This window comes from Thioclava sp. NS-SX20 (genome assembly GCF_057380695.1).
Genome location: NZ_CM170816.1, coordinates 488,415 through 514,400 on the forward strand (window position 1 = coordinate 488,415; position 25,986 = coordinate 514,400).

Here is a 25,986-nt window from a genome sequence, read left to right on the forward strand (position 1 = left end):
GCGGGCAGGGTTTTGAAAAAGGATTTGTCATGACGCATCGATTTCAATCGGATCCCTCCGACACCGACAGCCGCTTCGAGACAGTGCCGGTCTGGGATCCTTTCGTGCGCGCGTTCCATTGGGCGCTGGTGGTGCTGGTCTGTGGTGCATGGGGGCTTGGAAAATGGGGGCCCGTTGACATGAGCCTGCATTTCTGGCTGGGCTACGGCATCGGCGCGCTGGTCGTGGCCCGCGTCTTCTGGGGGTTTTTCGGCCCGCAAACGGCGCGGTTTGCCAGCTTTGTAAAAGGGCCCGGCGCGATTGCGCGCTATGGTCGCACGCTGGTGTCGCGCAAGCCGTCCTACACGCGCGGGCATAATCCTGTGGGCGCGTTATCGGTTGTGCTGATCTTGGGGCTCTTGGCGGCGCAGGTCGGCACGGGTCTGGTGTCCGATCCGGATGATTATATCAATGTCGGCCCCTTTGCGGATTGGGTGGGGTACGAGAACGCCGTGCGGGCGGTTGATCTGCACGAGACCCTCGCCAATCTGCTGCTGGCGCTGGTCATCATACATGTGCTGGCGATTTTCTGGTATCGCTTCTGGAAGCGCGAGAACCTTGTGACGCCGATGATTACAGGCCGCGCCCGCCTTCCCCGGCGCGCCCCGATGACGCAAAAGTAACGCCGCGCGCAATCCTAGCGATGCTTACTAAGGCTTGACGGGTTCATGGGGGCGTGGCACGGGCTGATTATTGACCACTCGATCAGGAATGCGAAATGGCCAGCCCCGTGATGACCCAGACCGACAAACCCCTCGACACCTCGATGGGGGCGTTTGGCCATATGCGCGCCATTCTTACGCTGGGCTTGCCGCTGGTAGGGTCGAACCTTGCGGCAGCAGGGCTTGGTGTGACCGATACGATCATGATGGGCTGGTACGGGGTGCCTGAACTGGCCGCCGTGGTTCTGGGCACGAATTACCTGTTCTTCTTCTTTCTCTTCGGCACGGGCTTTGCCAATGCGATCATCGGGCGCGTCTCGATGGCGCTGGGGGCCAATGACGAAACGCAGGCACGGCGCGATACCCGTATGGCGCTGTGGCTGTCGGTGCTGACGGGGCTGGTCTCGATTCCCTGTATGTGGCATTCCGCTGCGGTGCTACAGGCATTGGGGCAGGCCCCCGAAACCGCGAGGCTGGCACAGGACTACCTGCGCATCGCGGGGCTTGGCATCGTGCCCATGCTGGTGGTGGCGGTGCTGCGCAGCTATCTTTCGGCGTTCGAGCGGACACAGATCGTGCTTTGGGTCACGCTTTCTGCGGTGGGGCTGAATATCGTCTGCAACTGGCTTCTGATCTTTGGCGAGATGGGCTTTCCCGAAATGGGCGTGCGCGGCGCGGCGCTTTCCTCGGTGCTGGTGCAGACGGTGTCGATGCTGGTGCTGATGGTCTATGCCCATCGTGCGCGCGGGCTGTCGCATGTGGCGCTGTGGCAGCGGTTCTGGCGCCCTGACTGGTCTGCGTTCGGGGCCGTGGCGCGGATGGGGATTCCGATCGGGCTGACCATTCTGGCCGAGGCGTCCATGTTCCAGATGGCCGCGCTGATGATGGGATGGCTTGGCACAATCGAGCTGGCGGCCAATGGCATTGTCATGGAAACCAGTGTTCTGGCCTTCATGCTGCATATGGGGCTGGCCAATGCCGCGACCGTGCGGGCAGGGCGCGCCTATGGGGCCGGTGCCCCCGAACATCTGCGGCGCGGGGCCATCACGGTGATCTGCATGTCACTGGTCATCGTGGCGGTCACGGTGACCGCATTTCTGGGCATTCCGGAAAAGATTGTCAGCCTGTTCCTGAAGCCGGGCGGGGATTCCGCGCAGATCCTGCTGCTGGCAAGCGGCCTGCTGGCGCTGGCGGGCCTGTTCCAGCTGTTCGATGCCATGCAGGTGCTGGCAATGGGGTTGCTGCGCGGCCTGCAGGATACGCGCGTGCCGATGTGGATCGCGCTGGCCAGCTATTGGCTGGTCGGGATTCCCACGGGCTATGTGCTGGCCTTCCATGTAGGGCTGCAATCGCACGGGGTCTGGCTGGGGCTGGCCGCAGGGCTTGCCACGGCCTCGTCGCTGCTGATGTATCGCTTCTGGGTCGTGCGCGGCGGCGGGCGGCGCCCTATAGCCTAATCGTCGCGGGTCTCGGCCTGCTGTCCCATCAGCCGCTCGGCCTTCTTGCGCACAAGAACGCTGCGCAGATCATGCATGGCCAGCAATAGCGCGTCTGTGACATGCTCGAGCTGTGCATCGGTGGCTTTTGACTGCACCCATTGCGTGGTCAGGTTCAGGTAATCGACGGCGCGGTGGATGTCGTCGATGTCGCGCTGCGCCAGCAGGGCACTGCGATCGGCCATCCATTGGGTGATCTGGCGCATATCCGCATCGGTCAGCTCGCGCCCGCCCTGCGGTTTGATGTCTCCATTACGGATATTGACCACGGCGATCTGATCCATCTCGATCCGGCGCTGGCGGTTCTGGGTGTCTACCCGAAATACGGCCGCGCCATTCTCGCGGATTCGGAAGTAATATTCGGGCAGATCGAGGCTCATGGGGCAGCTTCCAGACTGTTGATGCACCATCCTTAACGACAACTGCGGTGGGGGATCAACTGACCGCTTGCGCGAGGGGTCAATAAAATATGGCTCTTCCGGCTTGATAACGGCATGTTATGCGATCTTCCGCCGATTGAAGAAAATCCTCATTGCAATTCTCGGGTGGAGAAACATGTTTACCTTACGTGACTCGACCTGTGGTGGGTGGGGCACGCTTTTGACAGCCTATAAGGATGTTTTTTTATGATTAAGAAAATCGCAACTGTTGCGACGATTTGCGTGTGGGGAAGCTCGGTATTCGCATCGACATACCAAGCGGACTCCAAGTCCATGGATAGCAAGGATTATGGCTATTCCAGCGACTTCAAATCCGAGGGGCATGGGGATTGGTTCGGGTCTGACAAGGACTGGAAAGACCAAGACGACCATAAGTGGGGGGATACCCCTGATTATGCCGAGGCGACCAAACCGCATTGTGGCTGCTCGGCCGATTTCGGTCATGACGGGCAGGGTGGTCATGGTGGCCACGGCGGTCACGGTGGTGGCGATGAGCAGGTCAGCCCCGTGCCGCTTCCGGCGGGTGGCATTTTGCTGCTTGGCGCGCTGGGTGGCTTTGCGGCGCTGCGTCGTCGTAAATCGGGCGTGAAAGCGGCCTGAGTCAAACGGGAAAAGCCGCTCGACCGAGCGGCTTTTCTTTTTGTTCCAGACGTGTCGTGATCGGCTGGCCGCAGGGTAGTGCGACCTTCGCGATGTGGCTTACCTGAGGCCTTCGCAGAAGCGTTTGATCCGGTTGCAAGCCTCCGTCAGCACGGTGTCCGAGGTGGCGTAGCTGATGCGGAAGTTGGGGCTGAGGCCGAAGGCTGCGCCGAACACCGTGGCCACGCCGGTTTCTTCCAGAAGCGCCGTGCAGAAGGTCTCGTCATCGGTAATCTTGGTGCCTTGGGCCGAAGTTTTGCCGATGCAGTCCTTGATGGACGGGTAGACATAGAAGGCCCCTTCGGGCGTGGGGCAGGTGATGCCGGGGCAGGCGTTGAGCCCCGCAACCACCAGATCGCGGCGGCGGTGGAAGGCTTCGCGGCTGTCACGGATATAATCCTGCGGCCCGTTCAGCGCCTCGACAGCGGCCCATTGGCTGATGGTGCAGGGGTTCGAGGTGGATTGCGACTGCATCTTACGCATCGCGGTGATCAGCTCCACCGGACCACCGGCATAACCGATCCGCCAGCCGGTCATCGCATAGGCTTTCGACACGCCGTTCACCGTCAGCGTGCGGTCATAAAGCGCGGGTTCCACCTCGGCGGGGGTGCAGAATTCGAAGCCGTCAAAGACGAGGTGTTCGTACATGTCGTCGGTCATCACCCAGACATGGGGGTGGCGCATCAGCACATCGGTCAGCGCCTTGAGTTCTGCCCGCGTATAGCCCGCCCCCGAGGGGTTGGAGGGCGAGTTGAACAGGAACCATTTGGTTTGCGGCGTGATCGCGGCTTCCAAAGCCTCGGGCGTGATCTTGTAGCCCATCTCGGGATTGCCCTGCACGAAGACCGGCGTGCCGCCCCCGATCAGCACCATATCGGGGTAGCTGACCCAATAGGGCGTGGGGATGATGACCTCGTCGCCCGGGTTCAGGGTGGCCATGAAGGCGTTGAACAGCACCTGCTTGCCGCCCGAGGACACGCTGATCTGCGCTTGCGTATAGCTCAGCCCGTTCTCGCGGGCGAATTTATCGCAGATCGCCTGTTTCAGCTCGGCGATCCCGTCAACGGTGGTATATTTGGTGCGGCCCTCAGTGATGGCGCGGGCGCCTGCATCCTTGATGTTCTGCGGCGTGTCGAAATCGGGCTCGCCCGCCGAAAGGCTGATGATGTCGCGCCCTGCGGCCTTCAGCTCTGCCGCCTTGCCGGTCATGGCCACGGTGGGCGAGGGTTTCACACGGGCGAGGCTGTCGGAGAGAAAGGCCATGAGGGGCTCCGTTCGGATGGGTTTGTAACTTGCGTGGCCATGTCTTACGCTCGGGTCAAATGGCGATCAAGAGGAGGCCCCATGGCGGATGACTGGTATGGCGAAGATGCCGCGACCTTTGGCGACAGGCTGGAGGGGGCGCGCGAGGCCGCAGGGCTGAGCCAGACCGAACTGGCCGCAAAGCTGGGCGTGCGGCTGGAGACGCTGCAGTCATGGGAAGAGGATATGGCCGACCCGCGTGCCAACAAGTTGCAGATGGTGGCGGGTATGTTGAATGTTTCGCTGATGTGGCTGCTCAATGGCGAGGGCGCTGGACTTGACGGGCCGCCGCAAGGGGTAGATGAGGCAGAACGAGAGCGGGAGATCTTGCGCGAGATACGCGAGGCCCGTGCGGTGATCAAAGACCTCGATGCGCGGCTGGAACGGCTGGAGCGCAGGGTCAAAGCGGGAGAGAGCCAATGACCGGACAGGTTCAGGAAACGCCGGAAGCGCGGCTGAAGCGGATGGTGATGCGCAGCTGGCGGCGCGGGATGAAAGAGATGGACATGGTGCTTGGCCCCTTTGCCGATAGCGAGCTGGCAAAGATGGATCCGGCCACCTTGGACCTCTATGACGCGCTGCTGGAAGAATATGATCAGGATCTCTATCTGTGGGTGTCGGGGGCGAAACCCTGCCCGCCGGAGTATCTTCAACTGCTGCAAGTGATTGCGGCCTTTGCGAAAAAACGTCATTCGGTTGCATGATTCAATTATGGCGGAAGGGGCAAATTGCCTTGCTTCCGCCATGTTGTCTGAAAATTATTGTCAGATTTGCGATAGATTTAATTCGCTTAACCGAAATTTTGGCATTTTCCCGCATGGTGTCTTTCGGGGCATAGATGATGCGGAGAATGAGATGAGTATAGAACCCCCTATGGGCCAGATGGGCGGCGTGGTCGCGGACCGCGCCATGCAGCAGGGGCTCATGACCGGGTATCTGGACACGCTGGCCCTTGTGGAACGGCTGCACAGATTGCTGCTGGATGTGATCAAGGACGAATTCGAACGTCTGGCGATCATCGAGATCAATCCGGTTCAGGCCCTTTTGCTGTTCAATGTCGGCGATAACGAGGTCACGGCAGGCGAATTGAAGAGCCGTGGCTATTATCAGGGCTCGAATGTCAGCTATAACCTGAAAAAACTGGTGGAAAACGGCTATATGCACCACCAGCGCTGTGATGTGGACCGCCGCTCGGTGCGGGTCAAGCTGACGGATAAGGGGCGCAAGCTGCATGATGCGGTGCGCGAACTGTTCGAGCGCCATGCTGACGGGATGGGCACGCGTGGCGTGATCGATTTCGAACAGATGGACGAAATGAACCGGACCCTCAAACGTATGGAACGTTACTGGATGGACCAGATCCGGTATATCTACTGAGTTTCAGAAAAAGGGCAGCGTGGGGCGCTGCCCTTTTTGGGGAAAGGCCCCGCCGCCTGTCCGCCTAAGGGCACGCCTGTCTTGACGGATATCCCGTTCGGGGGCAGGCTTCGGTTGCCGGATTATCGTGATCCGGATGCCATGCGGGGGGATAGGATGGATAAGGATCTGCCGGTCAATGTCTTGGGTGGCCCGTTGGAGCCTTGTTCGCTGGTGCCTCTGACCGGGTTCTTTCGCGATGGCCATTGTAATACCTGCGCCGAGGATCATGGCGCCCATACGGTTTGCGCGATCATGACCAAAGAGTTTCTCGCGTGGTCGGCCTATATCGGCAATGACCTCTCGACCCCGCGTCCCGAATACGGATTCGAGGGCCTCAAACCCGGAGATCGCTGGTGCCTGTGCGCGGGGCGGTTTCTGGAAGCGCATGACGAGGGCTGCGCGCCCGAGATCGTGCTGGAGGCGACCCATCAGCGCACGCTTGATGTGGTCCCGATCGAGGTCCTACGGCTGCATCGGCATTTGTCGCCTTTTCAATAGGGGGTTCGACCCTGTTTCTGATGAAGTTCTTCTTTCTATCCGCATCCTTCTGCCTTGCCGCTTCAGCCGCCCTGTCCCAGCCCATCGTCGAGGGGCCGGTCGTTGAGGAGTATCACTTTGACGCGGATGGCGATGGCACAGAGGATCTGATCACCGATCTCACCACGCGCGATCTTGATCGGCTGCTTGTTATCTCGAAGGACACAGCCGAGCCGCCAGTTGTGATCGGCCCTCTTATGGCGAATCTCACTATGTTAGACTCGGTTACCTCAACAAAGCCGGGCCGTTTTACCATCGCGACGGGCTGCGATACCTGCGGGCGCAACGGGAGCAGTTTGCAATGGCATGTGGCCTTCCGCGAGGGGCGGTATATCGTGGCGGGGGTGACTATCGTGCAATCGGACAGATTAAGCGCTGAATCGGTCTACTGCGATGTCAATCTTCTGACGGGCCAAGCCGATGTGTCCCGCGATCCGGATATGCCGGAAACGCGCATCACCACCGATGAGCGCCCCCCCGATCTGCTGGGGCTGCCCAGCGACTACAGCCCCAAGGTCTGCGATGATCTTATCGCGGGCTTCTGGGCTGTGCGATAGGGCTCCAGAGGATGTCGTCGATGCGCGGCGCGCCCGTGGCCAGCATCACCAGACGGTCAAAGCCAAGCGCGATGCCGGAGGCCTCCGGCATCAGTTCCAGCGCGGCAAGGAAATCCTCGTCCAGCGGGTAGCGCTCGCCATAGATGCGCTCTTTCTCGTCCATCTCGGCCTCGAAACGGCGGCGTTGCTCGGCGGGGTCGGTGAGCTCTCCGAAGGCATTGGCCAGCTCCACCCCGCAGGCGTAAAGTTCGAAGCGTTCCGCCTCGCGCGGGTCATCGGCGCAGGGGCGGGCGAGGGCGGCCTCGGCGGTCGGATAGCGGTCCAGCACGGTGATCCGCCCGTGGCCCAGATGCGGCTCGACCCGATCCACCAGCACCTTTGACAGGATATCGGCCCAGCCGTCATCTTCGGCAATGGCAAAACCCACCCGCGCGCATTCGGTGGCCAATGCTGCGCGGTCGGTCGAGCCATCGGCGCGGCAGCTGGCCAGCAGGTCGATGCCCGCATAGCGCTGGAAGGCTTCGGCCACCGAGATCCGTTCGACCGGCGCGAAAGGGTCGCAGGTGATGCCGCGATATTGCAGGTGATCCGCTCCGCAAGCGCGTGCGGCAATGGCCAGCATCGCATGGGCATCCTCGATCAGCCGGTCATAGGGGGTATCGGCGCGATACCATTCCAGCATGGTGAATTCGGCGCTATGGCGGTTGCCGTTTTCGCGGTTGCGCCAGACATGGGCGAAGGCGAAGATCCGAGGCTCGCCCGCCGCAAGGATCTTTTTCATCGTGAATTCGGGCGAGGTGTGCAGATACATCCGATGCGCCACCCCGTCATGGCCGATGAGATCGGTGGCGAAAGCATGCAGATGCGCCTCATTGCCGGGGCTGGTTTGCAGGCAGGCGGGGTCGGTTTCGAGGAAGTCCTGATCGGCAAACCATTGCCGGAGCGCGGCCTGAACTTTGTTGCGTGCCAGCAAAAGGGGGCGGCGGTCGGCGTGGCGATGGGGGTGCCACCAGGGTGTTTCGGTCATCTCTTGCGCTTTCGAACAGGCTTTGAACTGGAAATCCGTCTTCAGATGGTTTAGGCGACGGGGCATCCGGGCGCCAGTCTTCACGCAGTGCCTGAGCCTCATTTGCCCAAGCGGGCATCTCGTTCAAAGGAAATGCAATGGTTAAAGTCATCGCCTCGCAGCTGCGCAAGGGCAATGTTGTCGAAATCGACAGCCACCTCTATGTCGTTCTGACGGCAGAAAGCTTCCACCCCGGCAAGGGCACTCCGGTGACCCAGGTCAATATGCGCCGCATCTCGGATGGCACCAAAGTCTCCGAACGCTGGAAAACCACCGAAGGTGTGGAGCGCGCGCATGTCGAAGAGCGTGAATTCGACTTCCTCTATGAAGATGGCGAAGGCTATCACTTCATGGAACCCACCACCTACGAGCAGGTTGCCGTGTCCGAGGACGTGATCGGCGATGCGAAAGTGTTCCTGCGCGACGGGATCCGCTGCTGGCTGAAAACCTATAATGATGGCGTGATCGCGATCGAACTGCCGCAGAAGGTCACCGTGGAAGTCGAAGAGACCGAGCCGGTTGTCAAAGGCCAGACGGCGTCCTCGTCCTACAAGCCCTCGACCTGCACCGGTGGTATCCGTGTGATGGTGCCGCCGCATATCGGCGTGGGCACCCGCATCGTGATCAACACCGAGGATCTGGCCTATCAGGAACGCGCCAAGGACTGAGGGTCCGGCATTTCGGGTCCGAAAGGGCCACGGCTTCTTTGCAAAGGCGCTCTTCAGGGGGCGCCTTTCTTCATGCGGACGTCATGGCAAAATGCGCCAGATCAAAGAGGCGGAACTGTAACGGATTTATGTCGTTGTCGAAGGGATCTCACAGGGAGATGTTGCGCCATGACACTGACGGACACGTTGCATCATTTTACCAACCGGTTGACCGGCCATCCGCAGGGGCCGTTCCATCTGCATGACATCTACGGACCGCAATGGGCGGCGTTTTCTGTCGAGGACAAGCTGAGGCTGGGGCGCGATTTTCTGATCCATGTCCGGCAGGGGGCCATTCCGCAGGTCCATGACAGCGGGCAGAGCGATCTGCAGGGGCGGGTCTTCGTGAAAGGCTGAAGGGCGTGGCTACAGCTTGCGCAGCCGCACCACCACATCGACCGAGGCAATCTCGTATCCCTCTGGCGGGGTCGGGAGCTTGGTGATCTGCATGTCTTCTTTGGGCGCATCGGAAATGCGGGCCTCGTCCTCCCAGAAGAAGTGCGGGTGGTCATCCATGCGGGTGTCGAAATAGCTGCGCGTGCCATCTACCGTGACCTCATGCATGAGGCCCGCATCGCAGAACGCGCGCAGGGTATTGTAGACGGTGGCAAGCGAGACACGCTCGCCGGCATCCAGTGCCGAGGTATGCAGCAACTCGGCGGTCACATGGCGGTCCTCGCCATCGCCCACAAGCAAGGACGCCAGCGAAAGGCGCTGGCGGGTGGGGCGCAATCCCCCTTTGGCAAGCCATTGCTGGCCACGGTCGCGTGCGTTGGGTGCCATTTAATCCGTTTCTCCTTACCCCAATATGCGCTTGGGGCGGGAAAGTTTCAATCTGGCTGCGTGCAAACTTCATAAAAATGTCGCATATGTCGCGCGGAATTGGCACCCCCAGTTGCATTTGACGCAGGTCGCAAAGCGTCAGCAGCCTTGCGTCTTTGCCTAGACGGGTGTTAGAGGGAACGAAACTGGACCCAAGGGGGGAAGAATATTCCATGGCAGGCTTTCCGACGAGCTTCGACCGGGACGAACTACTGAAATGCGCACGCGGCGAGCTGTTTGGCCCCGGCAATGCGCAATTGCCCGCACCGCCCATGCTGATGATGGACCGTATCACCGAGATTTCCGGTGATGGCGGCGAATTCGGCAAGGGTCATGTTGTGGCCGAGTTCGACATCAAGCCGGATCTTTGGTTCTTTGATTGCCACTTCCCCGGCAACCCGATCATGCCGGGCTGTCTGGGCCTTGACGGTCTGTGGCAGCTGACCGGCTTCAACCTTGGCTGGCGCGGCTGGCAAGGGCGCGGCTATGCGCTGGGTGTGGGTGAGGTCAAGCTGACCGGCATGGTGCGCCCCGAACGCAAGATGCTGACCTACAAGGTCGATTTCACCAAAGCCGTGCAAACACGCCGCCTGACCATGGGCGTGGCCAACGGGATCGTCGAAGCCGATGGCGAGGTGATCTATGTGGTCAAGGATATGAAGGTCGCTCTCTCCGAGAGCTGATCCGAGACAGATTACGAGGAGGCCAGCTATGCGCCGTGTCGTTATTACCGGTCTGGGCATCGTCAGCCCGATCGGCAACTCCGCCGAAGAAGTCACCGCCAGCCTGCGCGCGGGCAAATCGGGGATCACCTTCCAGCAAGACTATGCCGACCGTGGCTTCCGTAGCCAGGTCGCCGGTGTGCCGGAGGTCGATTTCGAGGCGCTGATCGACAAGCGCCAACTGCGCTTCATGGGGCCGACTGCGGCTTATGCCTATATCGCCATGCAGCAGGCGATCGCGGATTCGGGCCTGTCGGAGGATCAGGTCTCGAACGAGCGCACGGGGCTTGTGGCAGGCTCGGGTGGTCCGTCGACCTCGAGCGTGTTCCAGGCGCATAGCATCACCGTTGAAAAGGGCAGCCCCAAGCGGATGGGCCCCTTCATGGTGACGAAGGCCATGTCCTCGACCGTCTCGGCCTGTCTCGCGACGCCCTTCAAGATCAAGGGTGTGAACTACTCGATCACCTCGGCCTGCTCGACCTCGGCACATTGCATCGGCAACGCGGCCGAGCTGATCCAGATGGGCAAGCAGGATGTCGTCTTTGCAGGCGGCGGCGAGGAGGTCGACTGGACGCTGTCGTGCCTGTTTGACGCGATGGGCGCGATGTCGTCGAAATATAACGACGCGCCGGAAACGGCTGCCCGTGCGTTTGACGCGACCCGCGACGGGTTTGTCATCGGCGGCGGCGGCGGTATTCTGGTTCTCGAAGAGCTGGAACATGCCAAGGCCCGTGGTGCCAAGATCTATGCCGAAGTCACCGGCTATGGCGCGACCTCGGATGGGTATGACATGGTGGCGCCCTCGGGTGAGGGCGGCGAGCGCGCGATGCGTCTGGCCACCGCAACCCTGCCGGAAGGCCGTAAGGTTACCTATATCAACGCGCATGGCACCTCGACCCCCGTGGGCGATGTGCGCGAGGTCGAAGCCGTCCGCCGCGTGCTGGGCGAAGACCATGCGCCGATCTCCTCGACCAAGTCGATGACCGGCCACGCGCTGGGGGCTGCGGGCGTCAACGAGGCGATCTATTCGCTACTGATGCTGCAGGGCGGCTTCATTGCGCCCTCGATCAACGTGACCGAGCTTGATCCGGCGCTGCGTCCCGAAGAGATCGCGACCCGGCTGATCGACAATGTCGAGCATGATTCCGTCCTGTCCAACAGCTTCGGCTTTGGCGGCACCAACGCATCGCTCGTCATGAGCAAGTACCAAGAGTAAGGGGTCGCCTGAATGGCCGAGTTGATGAAGGGCAAGCGCGGGCTTGTCATGGGGGTGGCCAATGACCGCTCCATCGCATGGGGGATCGCCAAGGCGCTGGCCGAGGAAGGCGCAGAACTGGCGTTTTCCTATCAGGGCGAGGCCTTCGGCAAGCGCGTGCAGCCGCTGGCAGAGTCGCTGGGCTCGTCCTTCCTTGTGGATGTGGATGTGACCGATGATGCCTCGATGGATGCGGCCTTTGCCCGTCTGAAAGACGAGTGGGGCAGCCTCGATTTCATCGTTCATGCGATTGCCTATTCCGACAAGAACGAGCTGGCGGGCCGTTTCATCAATACCACCCGCGAGAACTTCAAGAACTCGCTGTCGATCAGCTGCTTCAGCCTGATCGATATCGGTCGCCGTGCCGAAGAGCTGATGCCGAATGGCGGCTCGATTATCACGCTGACCTATGCCGGTTCCAACCGCGTGACGCCCTTCTATAACGTGATGGGCGTGGCCAAGGCGGCACTCGAATCCTCGGTGCGCTATCTGGCCAACGACCTTGGTCCGCAGGGCATCCGCGTGAACGCGATCTCGCCCGGTCCGATGAAAACGCTGGCAGGCGCGGCCATCGGTGGCGCGCGCAAGACCTTCCGCCACACGGAGGCCAATAGCCCGCTGCGGTCGAACGCGACGCTGGAATCGATTGGCGGCACGGCTGTCTGGCTGTCGTCGGATTACGGCGCCTGCACCACCGGCGAGACGATTATGGTCGATTGCGGCTATCACGTGCTGGGCATGCCCCAGACCGAGAACCTATAACGGACCGAAAACCTGTAACCGGTTTGCAGAATTGAAAAGGCCCCGAGGAAACTCGGGGCCTTTTTCATGAGGTGGCGGAAACCGCAGCAACCGTTGGGAGGTTGAATTTCCCGAGGACCTGAAAAATCAGGTGGGCGCCAGGTAACAAGGCCAAGACCCTGACAGAGCCAGCTCCCTCGGAATCGGTATAGGCCACTGGAAAGACGTTCCCGTTACGAGAAGAGCAGTAACCGCCGAATCCACAGATAGGAAAGCGTGCAGCTCTGCGCAAGCCCCTTGATGACATGCGGGGGTAACTTGTGAGGGGAAGGGGGCTGGACTTATGTTCTGCCTTCGTTCATTTTCGGGCTATGTCCGATAGCCGATCTCTTTCCGATATGCAGCCGGGTCAGGTGCTGGCCCGTGGTGTGGCGCGTGCGCTGGCCGATCTGGGGCTGGCCTCGGTGCTGGAGATGCCGCTCCGCCCGCGCCTACGTGCCGATGTGATGGGGCTGACCCGTAAGGGCGAGATCTGGATTGTCGAATGCAAATCGAGCCGTGCGGATTTTACATCCGACCGTAAATGGCAGGGCTATCTGGACTGGTGCGACCGCTATTTCTGGGCGGTGGATGCTACATTCCCTCTGGAGCTTCTGCCCGAGGATACGGGGCTGTTTATCGCCGATGGCTATGGGGCTGAAATGCTGCGCGACGCCCCCGAGGCGCGTCTGGCCCCCGCCCGTCGCAAGGCGCTGACGCTGGATTTCGCGCGGGTGGCAGCCGCGCGGCTTCAAGGCTTTCGTGACCCGTCCTTGCCGGTTCTGCCCGAAGCCGCCCGCTGAGATTATTTCTTTTTCTTGGGCGATTTGCCGCTGCCGGTTTCGGCTTGGATCTGGCGGGCCGCATCGGCTGCCGCGCGCAGTTCTTCGGCGATCTCTTCGGCCTCGTCAGGATCGAAATCCATCGGCAGATCGAGCCCGTCCCCTTCCAGATAGATTCGCACCATACCGCGATCGGTCGGACCGATTTGCAGGTTCGCGGCGGTTTCATGTTCGCTGTTGATGCTCATATCCTGTCTCCGATTGGGGTGTTGCGCGTTGCCTAGACGTGATTATGGGCTGAGGCAAGGAAAATGCCAAAAACCTGTCACACCCCCCTTGCAATCCTCCGCAGCAATCGGTAAATCCCGCCTCACGGTGCCGCTTTAGCTCAGTTGGTTAGAGCGCTGGATTGTGGATCCAGAGGTCCCCTGTTCAAGCCAGGGAAGCGGTACCATTTTTCAATGACTTAGCTGAAACGCCGTTCCGAGTTGTAACGAGTTGTATCCAACCGTTGTAACGTTGTAATCGGGCCTGATTCACGTGGAACGGCGCAGTTTTACGACCTCGGCCACCGAGTCATTCTTCTCCCGGATATAGCGGTCGGTCGTGCGCATATTGGTGTGGTTCGCCTGATGCTGCAGCTGGATCGGCGTGGCGCCGTGGCGCTTGGCATCGTTGATCGCGCCTGCACGCGCATCCATCATCTTCAGCTCTTTTGGCAGGCCTGCCGCCCGTGCCGCGAGCCGGAACATCCGCGCCCAGTGGTGGCGATCGTAAGGCATGCCGTTCTTGTCGATGATCACCGGCCCGACGCGATCATTGACCGGCGTCTCGTCCAGGCGCGCGCGCAGCTCCGGCACGGCGGTCAGATCGAAGATCATGGCCTCGCTATCGCTGCGCTCGGTTTTCGAGGGAGTCTTCCGGATCTGCGTCAGGTCCGCATCGATCATGTCCCATGTCAGCCCGTCCTGCCAGCGCCGCCCGCCGCGCATGATCCCCGTCCGGTCGTCATCGGTCGGGCGCAGATACTGGCCGCGCACATCAACGGCGCGCAGGGCGAACCACCACTGCATCATGTAGCCGGTGGCAAAGGCGCGATAGCCCAGCTCGTCCGCCTTCTCGATCACGGCGGCGATCTGTTCCGCCGTAGGGGCGATGGTGCGGGGCTTGGGCGATTTGAAGCGCGTCTTCGAGAGAATCAGGGATAGCTTGGCCGCGCCCTCGAACTCGATCTGCACCCCGTAATTGACGAAGATCCGCAGGTGCCGGAAGGAGGTGGCGATAAAATGGGTGCTGCGCCCGTTTTCCTTCATCGCCTTTTCCCAGCGCCTGATCGCGGCGTAATCGGCATCCGTTACCAGCATGTCACCGATCGCGCCGCGCCAGTAGTTGCCATAGTGGCGATATTGCTCGCGGGTGTTCTGTTTGACGTCCTGCACGGGCGAGATCTCGTCGTTCAGATAGCGGGCGATCAGGTGGTGGAAGGTGCCGGGCTCGAGGCGCTTCTCGTTCTCGGCGGTCTCCATCCAGCGCACCATGTCGCGCGTCAGCTCGCGCGCGCGGCTGGCGCGTTCCTCGTCGCGGTTATCGCCGATCTGTCCGGGCAGGGCGACAGGCCCCACAACATAGCCCATCGTCTGGGCGGTCTTTGTGGCCCGCCAGTAGACGCGGCCCTTCGATTTGGCAGTGCAGGGGGCGTAGAGCGGGTCTGACCCGTCCCAGAGCGCATCCTTAAAACGCATTCGTTCTTTCCTTCTTACGGTTCTGCGCCTCGGCCTGTGCCGGCGCCACCGTGCCGTCGCTCACGCGGCGGCGTTTTTCAATCCATGCCATGACATCGGCCTTGATGGTGAGGCCGGTCAGCGGGTCTCGTTTCGGGAAGCCCTCGCGGCCCAGCTTCTCGCGGTTAGTCCGGAACCACGCGATCTTGCGCCCCAGGGTGGAGGCCACCCAAAGGTCGGAGCCATAGGCCGATATGACCGAAAAGGTCGGATCATCATTTTGCGGCTTCAGCCCGAAGTTATGGTCGTGCTCACCCATCGTTCCCTTCCTTCCTTTCGACCCGATTGGCGGGTGCGCTGTCCTCGTGGTGGCCGGTGGCGCGCTGGCGCTCGGCCTGTTCGTCTTTGGCGTTGGCTTCGGCGGGAGTGGTGTCCTGTGTGGTGGGGGCGGGGTCTTCGCACATCGCTCGAATTTCGTCGTCTGTCATGCTTGCCCAAAGCTCGGCGTCCTCCAGCAGATAGATCGGGTCGTGAGCATCGTGAGGCTCGCCGGTAACATCGAGGCCAAGAGGCCAGTGCAGGATCAGCCCGCGCGGGATAGCCTGATCCGCAACAAAGCCTGATTGAGAGACCCACTCAGGGCGATATTTAGACCATCCGTCGAGGCACGGCTCGTCGCCGTCGTCGGATACCTTGCAAAAGTCTTCGTCCTTGTAGCCGTGGCGCTGGACGAGGAAGTTTTTGGCGGCCTCGGTCCGGCGTATCCACTCTTCGGCGGTAAGGATGTTTGGGGCCGTGACCGCACGCACGTCCTCTGGGATCGGGTTCGGCATATCTCTCTCCTTCATTCGCTTGTCAGGGGCATCGTGAGACGAGCGGTGACAGCGGCGTGCATCTCCCAGCCTGCCGTCTTGATGCGATCTAACTTTCGCCGCCACGCTGCTTCGTCGTCAGCGCCGAGATTGGCCCGGATCGCGGCGTGAACGCTTGGCCAGTCGATCTGCTTCGTTGCGGCGTCTGCAGCGATCAGAAGCCCGTAAAGGACGCCCACTGAGGCGACCGTGGCTTTGCCCGTCAGGTGGGCGCGCAGGAAGTGTTCAGCTTGGTGCATATCGGCCTCCTTATCTCTACTGTTCTGAGCGGGGCCTGTGGCCCGCGCTGGGGGGTGGCCGCTTGGGGCGGCGGATCTCGATCTCCACGCCGAAGCGGGTGGCCAGTGCGATCGCGCCATAGCGGTCGCGCGCGCCGAGCTTCCGGGCGATCTGGCGGATGTGCATCTTGATGCAGGGCTCCGAGAGGTTCAGGCGGTGCGCGGCCTCTTTGTAGGGCAGCGCGATCAGCGGCAGGACACGGCTCTCGGCGGGGGATAGCAGGGTGATCGTGGTCATCTGAAAGTCCATTCGTGATAAAAGAGGATTGCGAGGCAGGCGGTGAACGCCGCGCCTGTGATGATGGCGATCAGCATGTGGCCTCCTGAATGACTGGACCTGCGGGGGCGCGTCGGACAGCATTGCCCCCGCAGATCATCCGCGCGACCGCCGCGCGAATTCCTGTTCTTCGGGATGCCGCCCCGGCACAGGGGCGGGCACCGGAAGATCAGGCGCGTGGCAGAAGCTTGGGGCCGGCGGGCAGGGCGGCGGTGCCCGAGGGTTTGTGTCCCTTGCACTTGCCGGGGGCGCAGGCCCCGACATGTGGGCAGAGATCGTCCATCGTCAGATTATGCGCGCGGGCGGCGAGGCGCAGCGCGCCGATCCGGTCGGCACGGCTCGGCAGGCCCATCAGGAAGAAGGGCCGGTTTTTCGCCAGATGGTCGAGATAGGTGATCTTCGCGGCGCGGATAGCGTTGGACTTGCGGCGGGATGTGAACATGGCAACCTCTTCGGGTGAAGGGCGCAGCCCGCGCGAGAGGCGGGCTGGCAGGGTCAGGGCAGGCGGGACAGGCGCGCGGCCAGCCAGACAAGACCCACGATCATCGCGCGCAGGATCCAGTCGAGGATGGACGGGGTGATTGCCTGCAACAGCGTCAGGGTCAGTGCGGCGGACGTGGTCCAGCTGATGGCGTGGGATTTCAGCCAGTCCATCAGAGGTAATTGGACAGGTTGAAGCCGAGGCGCTTGGCCAGATCGGTCAGCACGATCTTTTCTTCCGGCTCCAGCTCGCCATCGGCCATTGCGATATCGATGCCGACCATCAGCGCCATTTCAAGTTCGTCGCTGGCGTTTTTGGACTTCATCTCCTCGATCTCGCGCTTCAGGGCGAGCTTGCCGGTCATCGAGCCGTTGGCGCGCTTGAGCTGCTTATCAAGCGCCTGCTCGATCTGGGTAGCACTGAAGGCTTCGGAGAGGGTGGAGTGGTTCTGCAGGGCATCCAGTGCGCCGGTCACTTCCGAGTCCTCGATCTCGCCATCGGCGCAGGCGACAAGGGCGCTGATCGCGCAGATGCCTTCCAGCAGATCGGTTTTTCCAGACAGCTTTTTGGAGCCGCCCGAGAGGCGTTCTTTCAGTTTTCCAAACATGGGTCTTCCTTGGTTCTTGGTGAAAAGGCGGCGGAAGCTGCGATGCACAAACAGGGTACGGGTTACGCGCGGCTTCCGCCTATCATCCGAGTGGGATCGGACGAATTCGGGTCTCGGGGCGGCGCGGGGTGAATTTGCGCCGCCCCATATCTGGCCCCCGAAACAGGGAGGATGGGGCCAAATCTCGCTATTCCATGCCGAGCGCTTCCTTGTAGATCGCCATGATGGCCTCTTCCTCGGCCACGTCGTTCTTGTCGCGCTTGCGCAGGGCGATGATTTTCCGGATCACCTTGGTGTCGTAGCCGCGAGCTTTGGCCTCGGCCATCACGTCCTTCTGCTGTTCGGCGATATCGGCCTTTTCGGCGGCAAGGCTTTCGAACTGTTCGATGAACTGGCGCAGCTCGTCGGCGGTGACCTGATAGGCCTTCTCGGCGGCGGCCTTGAAGTCGGCATCCGCTTTCATCGGCGGCTTGCCAGCCTTTGCACGGCTGATGCTATGGGCGGCTTTGGCGAGGAAAGCGGGCGTGTCCTCGGTGATCGGGATGGTCGGCATGGCGTTCATGGGCGGGCTAGTGGACATGGTCTGTGAGGTCATGCATGCTTTCAGGGTCGATCAGTTCGACCCGCACGGTGCCGTGAATACGCTGAGTTGCGACCTGATAACGGCTCTTCTCCTCGTGCCAATAGACGTAGCCCTGACCGCATAGGGTGGTCCGCGCCTGCACGACATAGCCCTCGTCGGTGTCCGCTTCGAACGGCGTCTTTACCTCGATCTCATTGCAGAAAACGCGGATCGGCTGACCGACCATAACCGTGTTCTCGGGGATGTATTTGGGCATGTGGATCATCCTGAAAGAAGAAAAGGCCGGGCGGCGGCGAGCAGCGCGCCGCCCGGCAGTTGGGTTGCGAGCAGTAATCAGGCAACCGATCTCAGAAAGCGGGGTGCTCGACCTGCCAATGTGCGTGGGAAATCTGCGCGACGGGGTCGAGGTGGATCATCAGGGCAAGGAGAGCCGCGCCAATGCCGACGGCGGCCCAGAGGGGCATCCGTGAGTTGGTGGTTCGTGACATCGTCTGCATTGCGCGGCTCCATCTTGAGGGGGCGGCAGGCTCATATGTCGCTGCCGTAAAGCTTGTGTCGCAAATAGCGACAGCAACGTCAAATAAAAAATGTCGCATACAGCGACAAAATGAGTTACTCGTTTATGCGGCCTCTGTCATTGTGAGCGGCAAGGCAGGCTGTGTTTGATAAAGGAGATGGGTGATGGCAGACGAAAAAGCCCCGCACGGGGCGGGGCGACTGAGGGATATCTGGCGGCGCTGGCGCGGCCCGAGTATGAAAGAGCAAGGGTTTACCAAGTTGCCCTGGTCAAGTCGGCATATACAGATCTACTATGAGGGCATCGTGCTTGTGCGCTACGCTTCGCCTGTCAATTCGACACATCATCAATGGCTGATCCGCTGGTGGCCCCGTTAGTCAATATCCACCCTTTTTACCTTGATGCCTGATTTTAAGCTGAAATGGATATCGTCGTTAGAGTTTGCCCACTGCCCGTCAGAGGTTTTGTAGTCAAAGCTCCCTGGCATTGTGCGGGTGCCCCCTGCGAGATAGCTTTCAACCGTGTAGCTTTGAATTTTATGCATTAGGTATCGATTGCCGTCTTGGTCTTCGCAGGGGAATGTTTCCGATATTTCTGTGTAAGATTGGGCCAAATCTGATCTCCTGAGTGATGTTTGTGGTGAGCTGATCTTGGGAGTGCGCCGGATACCTGTTTGGGTGTCCGGCCTTTTATTTGGCGCGGGTAACAAGATCGGCAGGCAGATGCATCAGGACGGGGCTTGCCCATACCAGCTTAACGTCATGCATATTGTCGCCGGTGGGATTGATAGACAGCAGGTTGAATTTACCTGCGGTGCTTCCGTGCTTTAACAGCTTCACCCAGACCTTGCCGTCTGCCGTTTGGGCGATGACCTTGCGGTTGATTGCTTCGGTCGGGACGCCTTCGTGGGTCTCGCGGATGTAGAAGAGCAGATCACCCTCGGAATAGACGGGCTCCATGCTGTCGCCTTCAATCTCCACCGCGACGGCGTGTTTGCCAACCAGCTGCGGCGGGGTGACGACTTCGTAAAGACCGCCGCCCTTGGCGTGGTCATCGGTCAGATGCACAGGCGCACCGGCGCCTACCTTTCCGGGGACGGCGGTATGATGAGCGGTTGGAACGATCAGGTCTTCCGCATCGACGCCGAGAGCCCGAGCAACTTGACCGAGTCGTGTGACGTTTATGGTCTTTGCGCCCAGCTCTAGCTCATTGAGGTATGATCGAGAAATGCCAGCCATTTCAGCTAGTTGCTCAATGGTCAGGCCCTTGTTTTTACGGATTTCTCGGATGCGTAGCTTCATGCACCCATAGAGCACAGTTTCGCTTGGAAGTGGTGTCGATAATAGCGACATGATTACTTGACCAATTTGTCGCTATATGCGACATCGGCTTTATGAGTGATCTCCGACAGTTTCTTCATGACAAGAATATCCGACAGGGCGATTTCGCCCGCTTGCTGGGTATCTCGCGCACTTACCTCAACGAAATCGTGTGTGGGCGGAAAGTGCCGTCCCTCGAAGTGGCATTCGCGATTGAGCGTGAGACCGCCGAGGCAGTTAAAGCAAGTTCGTGGGTCTCTCCAAAAAATGGGGAGGCTGCCTGATGCGAGCCTCCCCGCTGAAATCTCACTTTTCCAATCCATGCTCGAACTTTGCCGTTTTGGCGTGTCGCGGGCAAGGAAATGCGTTTTCCGAGGTAACGCCATGATTGAAAGCTACGAAAGCGCCGCGCTGCGGGCGATGTTTGCCAGCCTTGTGCAGCATGCCGGAAAAGGCCCTGCCGTGGTGGCCGCGATCCGCGAGACCACGGGGCGGCAGATGTCGGAAGGGACGCTGAGCAAGATCATCAGCGGCGAAGGCCGGTTCGACTGGAACCTCGCCTTCCAGCTGGAAGAGATCGCGGGGCGGTTTCCGATCCGCACGATGCTGATGGCGCGGGTGCCCGGCGATCCGGTCAAGGCGCAGTTTGACGAGCTGGCGGTGCGGACGATGAAAGAGGTGGGCGATATCGGCCCCGCTCTTCTCGATGCGGTGCGCACCGGCGATTTCACCAAGCTCGACAAGGAAGGCCCCGAGGCGGTGACCGCGATCACCGCCGCTATGGCCTTCGGGCGTTCGGCCCGCGAGGGGAATGTGTGATGGTCGAGAGAACAGTCGCCCCGCCGCGCCGTCCGCAGGAGGTGCAGACCACGGTTTCCGCCAAAGTCTTCAATCATACCAATGGTGCAGAGGTCGAAGTGTCGATGTCTCAGCGCGGGTTGATGGTGCGGGTGATCGAAGGGGACGAAAGGCCAGAAGCCTTCGCCTTCCTGAGCGTGCCACAGGCGCGGTTAATCGCGCGCAATATCCTCGAATTCGTGGGGGATGAATAATGCCGATCAAGTCGATGCAGGGGCGAGGCGCCCCCAAGGCGGCAGTCACCTGCGATCAGTGCGGCAGAACGGAGGTCGTTCCGTGCGACTACACCCGCGACCGGCCGGTCGCGGGTCAGGTCTTGAGAAAGATGCAGGGACAAGGATGGCAGGTCCGCAAAGGCAAGCACCTTTGCCCGACCTGCGCGGCGCGGCAGCGAGCCGCATCAGCTAATACAAGCAAGGAAGATCAGATGGCACAGGCAGAGATGCGTCAGCCTTCGCGTGAACAGAAGCGCGACATCATTGATGCGCTGCACGCGGCGTATGACGTCAAGGCTGGGCGGTATGATGGCGGGTATACCGACAAGCGCGTGGCAGAAGAAATCCGTAACGGGATCTTGCCGGGGTGGGTGTCGGAGATTCGTGAGGATCTATTCGGCCCTGATGGCGGCAACCAGGAGTTGGTCGATCTGACGAAAGAGATCCAAGACTGGAAGGGCACCGAGGATAGCTTCTTTGCACGCGTTTCGGCGGTCGAGAAACAGCTGAAGTCTTTGCGGAAAGACCTGCATGCGCTTTCGGCGCGCGAGGCTGCTTTGTTTAATGACCTCAAAAAGCTTCAGGACGATGGTCAGAAGCTCGATACGGTCTATGCAAAGATCTCGGCACGGGTGGATGCGGTGAAGGCCGCTGTGGGGCCGAAGGCGGCGAAAGCATGAGCGCCCCCTTTGATCTTTGGGCCGATCTCGCCCGCGCCGCCAAGCCGCAGGATTGGTCCGCCCCGATTGTCTTCGGGGTGGGGCCGGTCGAGATGGCGCAGCGCTCGGGCGGGCGGATGGTCTATGTCACCACGCCGGTGCGGATCGATTGCTGGCAGGTGCCGGAGGCCGTGGCGCTGGATGCGGCGCGGGCGGCTGCCGAGCTTGCGCGCTTCCGCGTGGCGGCGGTTTCGCCGGTGGTGCTGGGCGCGGCCATGCTGGAAGCCGATATGCATCTGAGCCTGCGCGAGCCGAAACACTGGGCCCGCTGGGTCGCGCCGATCCGCAATGCGGCGGGGGCTTTGTGGGTTCCGGCCAGCCGTGGCTGGCGGGCCTGCCCGCAGATCTGGGCGGATGTGCAATGGGCGGCCTCGCATGGGGTGCCGGTCATGGTCGAGGCACAGGAGGTCCGTCATGGGGGTTGAGCGCAGTTTCACGGTGGTGGGGGATAATAGCATGCCGCTCTACCCGATTTCCGCCGAAGAACGGCTCGATAGCCATTTCTTCATCCAGTGGAACCTCAAGCGCTGGCGCAAGAGCGAGTTCCGCCAGTTGGCCGAGCCTGATGTGGGCTGGTATGGCTTCCAGCTTTTCTGTGAGGCGCATGACGAAACGCCGGTCGGCACTTTGCCCACGAATGAGCGGCTGCTGGCCAAGGCTCTGGGGATCACACTTGAACGTTGGCAGCAGCTTTGCGAGCGCGATATCACGCCGCTTCATGGCTGGTACAAGGTGCGCTGCGATAATGGCGAGGTGCGCTATGCCCATAACGTGGTGACCGAGGTGGCCGAAGAGGCGCTAAAGTCGAAGCGCCGCAACGCTGTGGATGCCGAGAACCGGAAGGTGGCAAAGCAGCTCAAGGATCTCGAGGCGATGATCAAGGATCGGATCGGGGCAGGGCAGTTGCTGAATAACCCGATGTTCCTCGACCGGTTCAACGAGTTTCTGGAAGATCGCTACACCGGCAAGCAGCGGCGCGAGGCGTTGGTGCGCCAAGCTCTTAACGAGTTCATGGAGGTTCACGGGTGATGCGAGGCTTCTGTGTAATCAGTGATATTCTGTTACGGTTACAGAATATTCCGGAATGGTTACGGAAAATCACAGATCAAAACGGAAATGACACGGAATTTTCCGTGAATATCCGCCTGTCTTCCCTTTTTTTGCGCGGTTTCTGTAACCGCCGAAAGGAAAAGAGAAGAGATGAAAAGAAAAGAGAAATACCGGATCGCACCGCCCTGAGCCTCTTGCTTGCGGCGGGCTGCGGCCATTGCTGAGAAAGGAGCGGTGACATGGACAGTGCAGAACAGGCCAGTGGCGAGAAGCGTGTGCAGGCGATGCTGATCGAGCCGCTTTTGCGGCAGGGGCTGGCCAAGCCCTCGACCCTGACCAAGGCGGGGTTCGAGGAGATGCAGGCGGGGCTGCGCGAGCGGCTGGCCTATATGAGCGAGCTGTCGCTTTCGGCGCTGGCCGAACAGGTAGCAGCCAATCCGGGCGGCAAGGCGGGGGACCGGTTCCCGATCGCGGTGAAGATCCTCGAATGGGCCGCCGAGATCCAGCCGCCCTCCGATGATGGCAGCCCGCTTCTGCGCGCGGTTTTTGCCAACGGGATCGGGCAGGAGGCGCTGCGCGATGGCTGGGCCCCCGAGCTGCGCTTCTGGCTGAAACAGAACCGGCGCTGGCCGAATGCCTTTGTGGCCAGCCAGTTGCGCGAACAGGCGCGCGCGAACCTGCGCCGTCTGACGGTGATCGAAGAGAACCTCGCGGCGGACCGGATGGTCAGTGATGATGATCTGGGCTTCCGCCAGCGGCGGCGGGCGGCAATAAGCAAATGCGAGACTATCGCGCGGTTGGCAGAGGCGGGAGATCAGGCATGACGCGGGTGGTATATGTGGGCGCTGCGGGGGCGGCGGTGCTGGCGCAGGAGGCGGGCCGGTTGGACGCCATGCGCCGTGCGGCGATTGTGCCCGACGAATGCGGGCCGGAGATCATCGCGGCCCCGGCGCGCGGCGGTTGCGCGGTGTTCACGCCGCACCGGATGGTGCTGGACACGGCCAAGGGGAGATGGGAGGCCAAGGCCGAAGGCTATCAGGGGCGCAAGGCGGTGCGGGTGGCGGATGTGTTCGACCGGATGGCTGCCGATGCCGCCAAGCGCCAGAAGCCGATGCCGCTGACCAAGGGCCATGTGCTGGTCGGGCGCTATTACCGTGATCTGGTCGAACGCCATGAGGCGGGCGGGGTGCGCTGTGTCAGCCTCGAAACGCTGCAGGGCGCGGGGGCAGGTGGGTCTGGCAACAGCTTCATCGACGATTATGTGGCGGAAGGCCGCGCGATCGAGCGGATGCGCCAGCGGATCGGCGTGGGCGTGGCGATGGCGGTGCGTCGGGTGCGCCCTTCGACGCGCGGCGTTGCGGCCCGCACCATCACGGATCGGGCCTTGGTCGATGCCGTTTGCCTGAGCGATATGACGCTGTCTCAGGTGCTTGCGCAGTTTGGGTGGGGTAATGATGGAAACCTTCGCATTGCTCTTCGGAGGGCGCTGATAGAGGTATTGGAGCGGATGCGGTAAAAAGGGGATTGACGCTTAACTCCGTCCAAGGCACATATATCACCATAATCTAGAATTGCGCCCGCAGGTCAGAACTGACCGAGCGGGCGTTTCTGTTTCCAGACATCGGTGCCCCTCATGCCCCAGCCCATCCTCGACGTGTCGGGCTTCACCGCCGCGCTTGATACGCTGGCCACGCGGGATGTGGTGATCGCCTCGACCTGGGCGCTCAATGATACGGTGGAGGAGGCGCGGGCGCAGGTGGCGGACCGGATGACGGTGGTCTTCGACCGGCCCACGCGGTTCACGCAGAACGCCTTTCGGGTGAAGAAGGCGCGGGCCTCGGATCTGGAAGCGGCGGTGGAAGAGCGGGCGGTGATTGGCCAGCGCCATTACCTGAAGGTGCAGGAAGAGGGCGGGCCGCGCGGCCAGACGGGCTTCGAGAAGCTGCTGGCGCAGAACCTCGCCTTCGAGGGCATCATCCAGTCGGTGATCCCCGCCGAGGGCGCGCGGCTCGATGCCTATGGCAACTGGTCGACGGGCGAGCGCAATCAGGTGCTCTCGGCGCTGAATGCCCAGCGGGACCGGAGCGCCAACGAGACCACGGCCTCGCGCAAGCGCCGCCCCAAGCGGGCGCGCTACTTCGTGCCCAAGGCGGGGCTGACGCAGGACATCTACAAGCGCGGGCCGTCGGGCATTGCCGAGCGGGTGGCGATCCTGTCGGACAAGGTGCCGGTCTACCAGAAGCGCCTCGGGTTCTTCGCCGAGGCCGAACGGATCTACGAGACGCGGCTGCCCGCACATCTGGGCCGGACGCTGGCCAAGATGATCGCCAAGCGGTTCGGCTGAGCCCCGCCATCCGCGCCGGATCGGTCACGGGTCCTTCCGGGGGCCTGCCCGCATGCGGGTAATTCGCACCCCGTGACTTTCGCCTGTTCGGGATCTTCCGGCAGGGGAGGTTGGGGTTGTTGTTGTTATTCTTTTCGATGGGATGGGCCATGAGCGCCACGATGCTTGAGCAGGTGTTGCGCGATCTGGCCGCCCGACGGCTGGCGACCTTCGGGGCGGGTGCCTCGTTGATCGCGCTCTAATCAGGAGAGAGTTTATGGATACCCTTGTCACGCTATCCGACGGGAGCGTGCTCGATGTCGCGCGCTTTCCGCTGCCCGAGGGGCTGACGGATGGCGTGATGAACCGCGCGCAGCTGGCGGTGGCCTTCAATGTCTCCGAGAACACGGTGACCAAATGGGTGGGGCAGGGCATGCCGGTGGAAACGGCAGGCCAGAACGGCGTCAGCTACGAGTTCCAGCTGTCGCATTGCTATGCCTGGCGGCGCGCCCGCGAACAGCAGTCGCGCGAGAGCAAGGCGCGCGGCGATGCGCTGGCCATGCAGGCGTCGCTCGCCTTCCGCAACCTCGACGAGGAGCAGGAGGAAGAGGAGGGCGGGCTGACCGCCAAGCAGCTGCGCGAATGGTCGGAGGCCGAATATCACCGCAACCGCGTGGCCGAGCAGCGCGGCGAGCTGGTGCGGGCGGCCAAGGTCTCGGAGCTGCTGGAAGATCTGATCGGGGTGGTGGCCACGGCCCTGGGCACCATGCCCGACCACCTCGAGCGCGATCTGGGGCTGGGGGTCGAAGAGGTCGCCAAGGTCGAGGCGCGCTGCGATCAGGTGGTGATGAAGATGCGCAATATGATCGAGCTGTCGATCATGGGCACGGCGCAGGTGACGCAGCTTGCCGATTACGAACAGCAGGATATAGGGCTTTGAG

At 61.5% G+C, this 25,986-nt stretch carries 41 protein-coding genes, 1 tRNA gene and 1 other RNA gene; 26 read left to right on the forward strand and 17 right to left on the reverse strand.

Annotated elements, in window-relative coordinates:
* The first annotated feature begins 29 nt into the window (after nucleotides 1-29).
* Nucleotides 30-662: a cytochrome b/b6 domain-containing protein gene (locus tag AC2ISB_RS02410; protein ID WP_339109217.1), complete on the forward strand. Its 633-nt coding sequence runs from the start codon at nucleotides 30-32 to the stop codon at nucleotides 660-662.
* A 143-nt stretch (nucleotides 663-805) separates the two neighbouring features.
* Entirely contained in the window at nucleotides 806-2,158 is a 1,353-nt protein-coding gene (locus AC2ISB_RS02415) for an MATE family efflux transporter (protein WP_486576739.1), read from the forward strand.
* Here the strand turns inward: AC2ISB_RS02415 and AC2ISB_RS02420 are convergent.
* Nucleotides 2,155-2,577, reverse strand: a complete 423-nt coding sequence (locus AC2ISB_RS02420; protein WP_339109218.1) for a hypothetical protein — start codon at nucleotides 2,575-2,577, stop codon at nucleotides 2,155-2,157. The genes AC2ISB_RS02415 and AC2ISB_RS02420 overlap by 4 nt on opposite strands.
* A gap of 333 nt (nucleotides 2,578-2,910) precedes the next feature.
* On the opposite strand from AC2ISB_RS02420, the gene AC2ISB_RS02425 reads away from it, so the two are divergent.
* Nucleotides 2,911-3,237 carry a VPLPA-CTERM sorting domain-containing protein gene (locus tag AC2ISB_RS02425; protein WP_339109219.1) on the forward strand — a complete coding sequence of 109 codons (327 nt, stop codon included), beginning with the start codon at nucleotides 2,911-2,913 and terminating at the stop codon, nucleotides 3,235-3,237.
* Between the two features lie 99 nt (nucleotides 3,238-3,336).
* Here AC2ISB_RS02425 and AC2ISB_RS02430 read toward each other — a convergent pair whose 3' ends face one another.
* Nucleotides 3,337-4,539 (reverse strand): pyridoxal phosphate-dependent aminotransferase, encoded by a 1,203-nt coding sequence (locus tag AC2ISB_RS02430; RefSeq protein ID WP_406720396.1) that lies wholly within the window; start codon nucleotides 4,537-4,539, stop codon nucleotides 3,337-3,339.
* Between the two features lie 81 nt (nucleotides 4,540-4,620).
* Between AC2ISB_RS02430 and AC2ISB_RS02435 the strand changes: the two genes are divergently transcribed.
* The 5 genes from AC2ISB_RS02435 (at nucleotide 4,621) to AC2ISB_RS02455 (ending at nucleotide 7,091) form a co-directional block, all read left to right on the forward strand.
* Nucleotides 4,621-5,001 carry a helix-turn-helix domain-containing protein gene (locus tag AC2ISB_RS02435; protein WP_339109221.1) on the forward strand — a complete coding sequence of 127 codons (381 nt, stop codon included), beginning with the start codon at nucleotides 4,621-4,623 and terminating at the stop codon, nucleotides 4,999-5,001.
* On the forward strand, nucleotides 4,998-5,282 hold the full coding sequence (locus tag AC2ISB_RS02440; protein WP_339109222.1) for an FAD assembly factor SdhE: 285 nt from the start codon (nucleotides 4,998-5,000) through the stop codon (nucleotides 5,280-5,282). The genes AC2ISB_RS02435 and AC2ISB_RS02440 overlap by 4 nt, the downstream gene beginning before the upstream one ends.
* A gap of 151 nt (nucleotides 5,283-5,433) precedes the next feature.
* A complete protein-coding gene (locus AC2ISB_RS02445) occupies nucleotides 5,434-5,955 on the forward strand; it encodes a MarR family winged helix-turn-helix transcriptional regulator (RefSeq protein WP_406720398.1) in 522 nt (173 codons plus the stop codon).
* A 156-nt stretch (nucleotides 5,956-6,111) separates the two neighbouring features.
* Entirely contained in the window at nucleotides 6,112-6,495 is a 384-nt protein-coding gene (locus AC2ISB_RS02450; protein ID WP_339109223.1) for a DUF2237 family protein, read from the forward strand.
* A 20-nt stretch (nucleotides 6,496-6,515) separates the two neighbouring features.
* Nucleotides 6,516-7,091: a hypothetical protein gene (locus AC2ISB_RS02455; protein ID WP_486575935.1), complete on the forward strand. Its 576-nt coding sequence runs from the start codon at nucleotides 6,516-6,518 to the stop codon at nucleotides 7,089-7,091.
* On the opposite strand, the gene epmA is transcribed toward AC2ISB_RS02455, so the two are convergent.
* Entirely contained in the window at nucleotides 7,063-8,118 is a 1,056-nt protein-coding gene (gene epmA / locus AC2ISB_RS02460) for an EF-P lysine aminoacylase EpmA (RefSeq protein WP_486576741.1), read from the reverse strand. The genes AC2ISB_RS02455 and epmA overlap by 29 nt on opposite strands.
* A 137-nt stretch (nucleotides 8,119-8,255) precedes the next feature.
* On the opposite strand from epmA, the gene efp reads away from it, so the two are divergent.
* The gene (efp, locus tag AC2ISB_RS02465; protein ID WP_339109225.1) at nucleotides 8,256-8,825 is read left to right on the forward strand and encodes an elongation factor P; all 570 of its coding nucleotides are present in this window, start codon (nucleotides 8,256-8,258) and stop codon (nucleotides 8,823-8,825) included.
* Between the two features lie 168 nt (nucleotides 8,826-8,993).
* Nucleotides 8,994-9,221 carry a DUF1413 domain-containing protein gene (locus AC2ISB_RS02470; protein WP_339109226.1) on the forward strand — a complete coding sequence of 76 codons (228 nt, stop codon included), beginning with the start codon at nucleotides 8,994-8,996 and terminating at the stop codon, nucleotides 9,219-9,221.
* Between the two features lie 9 nt (nucleotides 9,222-9,230).
* On the opposite strand, the gene irrA is transcribed toward AC2ISB_RS02470, so the two are convergent.
* Nucleotides 9,231-9,647, reverse strand: a complete 417-nt coding sequence (gene irrA, locus AC2ISB_RS02475; protein WP_339109227.1) for an iron response transcriptional regulator IrrA — start codon at nucleotides 9,645-9,647, stop codon at nucleotides 9,231-9,233.
* Between the two features lie 212 nt (nucleotides 9,648-9,859).
* On the opposite strand from irrA, the gene fabA reads away from it, so the two are divergent.
* The 3 genes from fabA to AC2ISB_RS02490 are packed head-to-tail and all read left to right on the forward strand — an operon-like array spanning nucleotide 9,860 to nucleotide 12,425.
* Nucleotides 9,860-10,369 (forward strand): bifunctional 3-hydroxydecanoyl-ACP dehydratase/trans-2-decenoyl-ACP isomerase, encoded by a 510-nt coding sequence (gene fabA, locus AC2ISB_RS02480; RefSeq protein WP_339109228.1) that lies wholly within the window; start codon nucleotides 9,860-9,862, stop codon nucleotides 10,367-10,369.
* Nucleotides 10,370-10,397: 28 nt separating this feature from the next.
* Complete coding sequence (gene fabB, locus AC2ISB_RS02485) at nucleotides 10,398-11,624, forward strand: beta-ketoacyl-ACP synthase I (protein WP_486575939.1); 1,227 nt, start codon at nucleotides 10,398-10,400, stop codon at nucleotides 11,622-11,624.
* 12 nt (nucleotides 11,625-11,636) lie between these two features.
* A complete protein-coding gene (locus AC2ISB_RS02490) occupies nucleotides 11,637-12,425 on the forward strand; it encodes an enoyl-ACP reductase FabI (RefSeq protein ID WP_339109230.1) in 789 nt (262 codons plus the stop codon).
* A 74-nt stretch (nucleotides 12,426-12,499) separates the two neighbouring features.
* Here AC2ISB_RS02490 and ssrS read toward each other — a convergent pair.
* Nucleotides 12,500-12,658, reverse strand: a non-coding RNA gene (gene ssrS / locus AC2ISB_RS02495) — 6S RNA.
* A 117-nt stretch (nucleotides 12,659-12,775) separates the two neighbouring features.
* On the opposite strand from ssrS, the gene AC2ISB_RS02500 reads away from it, so the two are divergent.
* Nucleotides 12,776-13,246: an MmcB family DNA repair protein gene (locus tag AC2ISB_RS02500; protein WP_339109231.1), complete on the forward strand. Its 471-nt coding sequence runs from the start codon at nucleotides 12,776-12,778 to the stop codon at nucleotides 13,244-13,246.
* 2 nt (nucleotides 13,247-13,248) lie between these two features.
* On the opposite strand, the gene AC2ISB_RS02505 is transcribed toward AC2ISB_RS02500, so the two are convergent.
* Nucleotides 13,249-13,473 (reverse strand): DUF6324 family protein, encoded by a 225-nt coding sequence (locus AC2ISB_RS02505; protein WP_339109232.1) that lies wholly within the window; start codon nucleotides 13,471-13,473, stop codon nucleotides 13,249-13,251.
* A gap of 129 nt (nucleotides 13,474-13,602) precedes the next feature.
* Between AC2ISB_RS02505 and AC2ISB_RS02510 the strand changes: the two genes are divergently transcribed.
* Nucleotides 13,603-13,679 (forward strand) — tRNA-His (locus tag AC2ISB_RS02510).
* Between the two features lie 82 nt (nucleotides 13,680-13,761).
* On the opposite strand, the gene AC2ISB_RS02515 is transcribed toward AC2ISB_RS02510, so the two are convergent.
* The 10 genes from AC2ISB_RS02515 to AC2ISB_RS02560 form a co-directional block, all read right to left on the reverse strand.
* The gene (locus AC2ISB_RS02515; protein ID WP_406720401.1) at nucleotides 13,762-14,967 is read right to left on the reverse strand and encodes a tyrosine-type recombinase/integrase; all 1,206 of its coding nucleotides are present in this window, start codon (nucleotides 14,965-14,967) and stop codon (nucleotides 13,762-13,764) included.
* Nucleotides 14,957-15,265, reverse strand: a complete 309-nt coding sequence (locus AC2ISB_RS02520) for a hypothetical protein (RefSeq protein WP_339109234.1) — start codon at nucleotides 15,263-15,265, stop codon at nucleotides 14,957-14,959. Before AC2ISB_RS02520 ends, AC2ISB_RS02515 begins: the two co-directional genes overlap by 11 nt.
* Nucleotides 15,258-15,779 (reverse strand): hypothetical protein, encoded by a 522-nt coding sequence (locus AC2ISB_RS02525; protein WP_486575942.1) that lies wholly within the window; start codon nucleotides 15,777-15,779, stop codon nucleotides 15,258-15,260. The genes AC2ISB_RS02520 and AC2ISB_RS02525 overlap by 8 nt, the downstream gene beginning before the upstream one ends.
* Nucleotides 15,780-15,790: 11 nt before the next feature.
* Nucleotides 15,791-16,057, reverse strand: coding sequence for a hypothetical protein (locus AC2ISB_RS02530; RefSeq protein ID WP_486575944.1), 267 nt, complete (start codon nucleotides 16,055-16,057; stop codon nucleotides 15,791-15,793).
* A gap of 16 nt (nucleotides 16,058-16,073) precedes the next feature.
* On the reverse strand, nucleotides 16,074-16,334 hold the full coding sequence (locus AC2ISB_RS02535) for a response regulator transcription factor (RefSeq protein ID WP_486575946.1): 261 nt from the start codon (nucleotides 16,332-16,334) through the stop codon (nucleotides 16,074-16,076).
* 208 nt (nucleotides 16,335-16,542) lie between these two features.
* Nucleotides 16,543-16,815 carry a hypothetical protein gene (locus tag AC2ISB_RS02540; protein WP_486575948.1) on the reverse strand — a complete coding sequence of 91 codons (273 nt, stop codon included), beginning with the start codon at nucleotides 16,813-16,815 and terminating at the stop codon, nucleotides 16,543-16,545.
* A gap of 53 nt (nucleotides 16,816-16,868) precedes the next feature.
* Nucleotides 16,869-17,027, reverse strand: coding sequence for a hypothetical protein (locus tag AC2ISB_RS02545; RefSeq protein WP_486575950.1), 159 nt, complete (start codon nucleotides 17,025-17,027; stop codon nucleotides 16,869-16,871).
* Complete coding sequence (locus AC2ISB_RS02550) at nucleotides 17,027-17,461, reverse strand: tellurite resistance TerB family protein (RefSeq protein ID WP_486575952.1); 435 nt, start codon at nucleotides 17,459-17,461, stop codon at nucleotides 17,027-17,029. Before AC2ISB_RS02550 ends, AC2ISB_RS02545 begins: the two co-directional genes overlap by 1 nt.
* A gap of 187 nt (nucleotides 17,462-17,648) precedes the next feature.
* Nucleotides 17,649-17,924, reverse strand: coding sequence for a DUF2312 domain-containing protein (locus AC2ISB_RS02555; protein ID WP_486576743.1), 276 nt, complete (start codon nucleotides 17,922-17,924; stop codon nucleotides 17,649-17,651).
* Between the two features lie 106 nt (nucleotides 17,925-18,030).
* Nucleotides 18,031-18,300, reverse strand: coding sequence for a hypothetical protein (locus AC2ISB_RS02560; protein ID WP_486575954.1), 270 nt, complete (start codon nucleotides 18,298-18,300; stop codon nucleotides 18,031-18,033).
* Here AC2ISB_RS02560 and AC2ISB_RS02565 point away from each other — a divergent pair.
* The gene (locus tag AC2ISB_RS02565) at nucleotides 18,299-18,514 is read left to right on the forward strand and encodes a hypothetical protein (RefSeq protein ID WP_486575956.1); all 216 of its coding nucleotides are present in this window, start codon (nucleotides 18,299-18,301) and stop codon (nucleotides 18,512-18,514) included. The genes AC2ISB_RS02560 and AC2ISB_RS02565 overlap by 2 nt on opposite strands.
* A 736-nt stretch (nucleotides 18,515-19,250) precedes the next feature.
* Here AC2ISB_RS02565 and AC2ISB_RS02570 read toward each other — a convergent pair.
* On the reverse strand, nucleotides 19,251-19,862 hold the full coding sequence (locus tag AC2ISB_RS02570) for an XRE family transcriptional regulator (RefSeq protein ID WP_486575957.1): 612 nt from the start codon (nucleotides 19,860-19,862) through the stop codon (nucleotides 19,251-19,253).
* A gap of 92 nt (nucleotides 19,863-19,954) precedes the next feature.
* Here AC2ISB_RS02570 and AC2ISB_RS02575 point away from each other — a divergent pair, with 92 nt between their 5' ends.
* The 10 genes from AC2ISB_RS02575 (at nucleotide 19,955) to AC2ISB_RS02620 (ending at nucleotide 25,985) form a co-directional block, all read left to right on the forward strand.
* Nucleotides 19,955-20,164 carry a helix-turn-helix domain-containing protein gene (locus AC2ISB_RS02575; protein ID WP_486575959.1) on the forward strand — a complete coding sequence of 70 codons (210 nt, stop codon included), beginning with the start codon at nucleotides 19,955-19,957 and terminating at the stop codon, nucleotides 20,162-20,164.
* Between the two features lie 100 nt (nucleotides 20,165-20,264).
* The gene (locus AC2ISB_RS02580) at nucleotides 20,265-20,699 is read left to right on the forward strand and encodes a hypothetical protein (RefSeq protein WP_486575961.1); all 435 of its coding nucleotides are present in this window, start codon (nucleotides 20,265-20,267) and stop codon (nucleotides 20,697-20,699) included.
* Nucleotides 20,699-20,932, forward strand: coding sequence for a hypothetical protein (locus AC2ISB_RS02585; RefSeq protein WP_486575963.1), 234 nt, complete (start codon nucleotides 20,699-20,701; stop codon nucleotides 20,930-20,932). The genes AC2ISB_RS02580 and AC2ISB_RS02585 overlap by 1 nt, the downstream gene beginning before the upstream one ends.
* Nucleotides 20,932-21,633 (forward strand): hypothetical protein, encoded by a 702-nt coding sequence (locus AC2ISB_RS02590; protein WP_486575965.1) that lies wholly within the window; start codon nucleotides 20,932-20,934, stop codon nucleotides 21,631-21,633. Before AC2ISB_RS02585 ends, AC2ISB_RS02590 begins: the two co-directional genes overlap by 1 nt.
* A complete protein-coding gene (locus AC2ISB_RS02595; RefSeq protein ID WP_486575967.1) occupies nucleotides 21,630-22,097 on the forward strand; it encodes a DUF1937 family protein in 468 nt (155 codons plus the stop codon). Before AC2ISB_RS02590 ends, AC2ISB_RS02595 begins: the two co-directional genes overlap by 4 nt.
* Nucleotides 22,087-22,701, forward strand: coding sequence for a hypothetical protein (locus tag AC2ISB_RS02600; RefSeq protein WP_486575969.1), 615 nt, complete (start codon nucleotides 22,087-22,089; stop codon nucleotides 22,699-22,701). The genes AC2ISB_RS02595 and AC2ISB_RS02600 overlap by 11 nt, the downstream gene beginning before the upstream one ends.
* 260 nt (nucleotides 22,702-22,961) lie before the next feature.
* Nucleotides 22,962-23,546, forward strand: a complete 585-nt coding sequence (locus AC2ISB_RS02605) for a hypothetical protein (RefSeq protein ID WP_486575971.1) — start codon at nucleotides 22,962-22,964, stop codon at nucleotides 23,544-23,546.
* Nucleotides 23,543-24,238: a hypothetical protein gene (locus AC2ISB_RS02610; protein WP_486575973.1), complete on the forward strand. Its 696-nt coding sequence runs from the start codon at nucleotides 23,543-23,545 to the stop codon at nucleotides 24,236-24,238. Before AC2ISB_RS02605 ends, AC2ISB_RS02610 begins: the two co-directional genes overlap by 4 nt.
* A gap of 117 nt (nucleotides 24,239-24,355) precedes the next feature.
* Nucleotides 24,356-25,066 carry a hypothetical protein gene (locus tag AC2ISB_RS02615; protein WP_486575974.1) on the forward strand — a complete coding sequence of 237 codons (711 nt, stop codon included), beginning with the start codon at nucleotides 24,356-24,358 and terminating at the stop codon, nucleotides 25,064-25,066.
* A 256-nt stretch (nucleotides 25,067-25,322) separates the two neighbouring features.
* Nucleotides 25,323-25,985: a hypothetical protein gene (locus AC2ISB_RS02620; RefSeq protein WP_486575976.1), complete on the forward strand. Its 663-nt coding sequence runs from the start codon at nucleotides 25,323-25,325 to the stop codon at nucleotides 25,983-25,985.
* The last annotated feature ends 1 nt before the right edge of the window (nucleotide 25,986 follow it).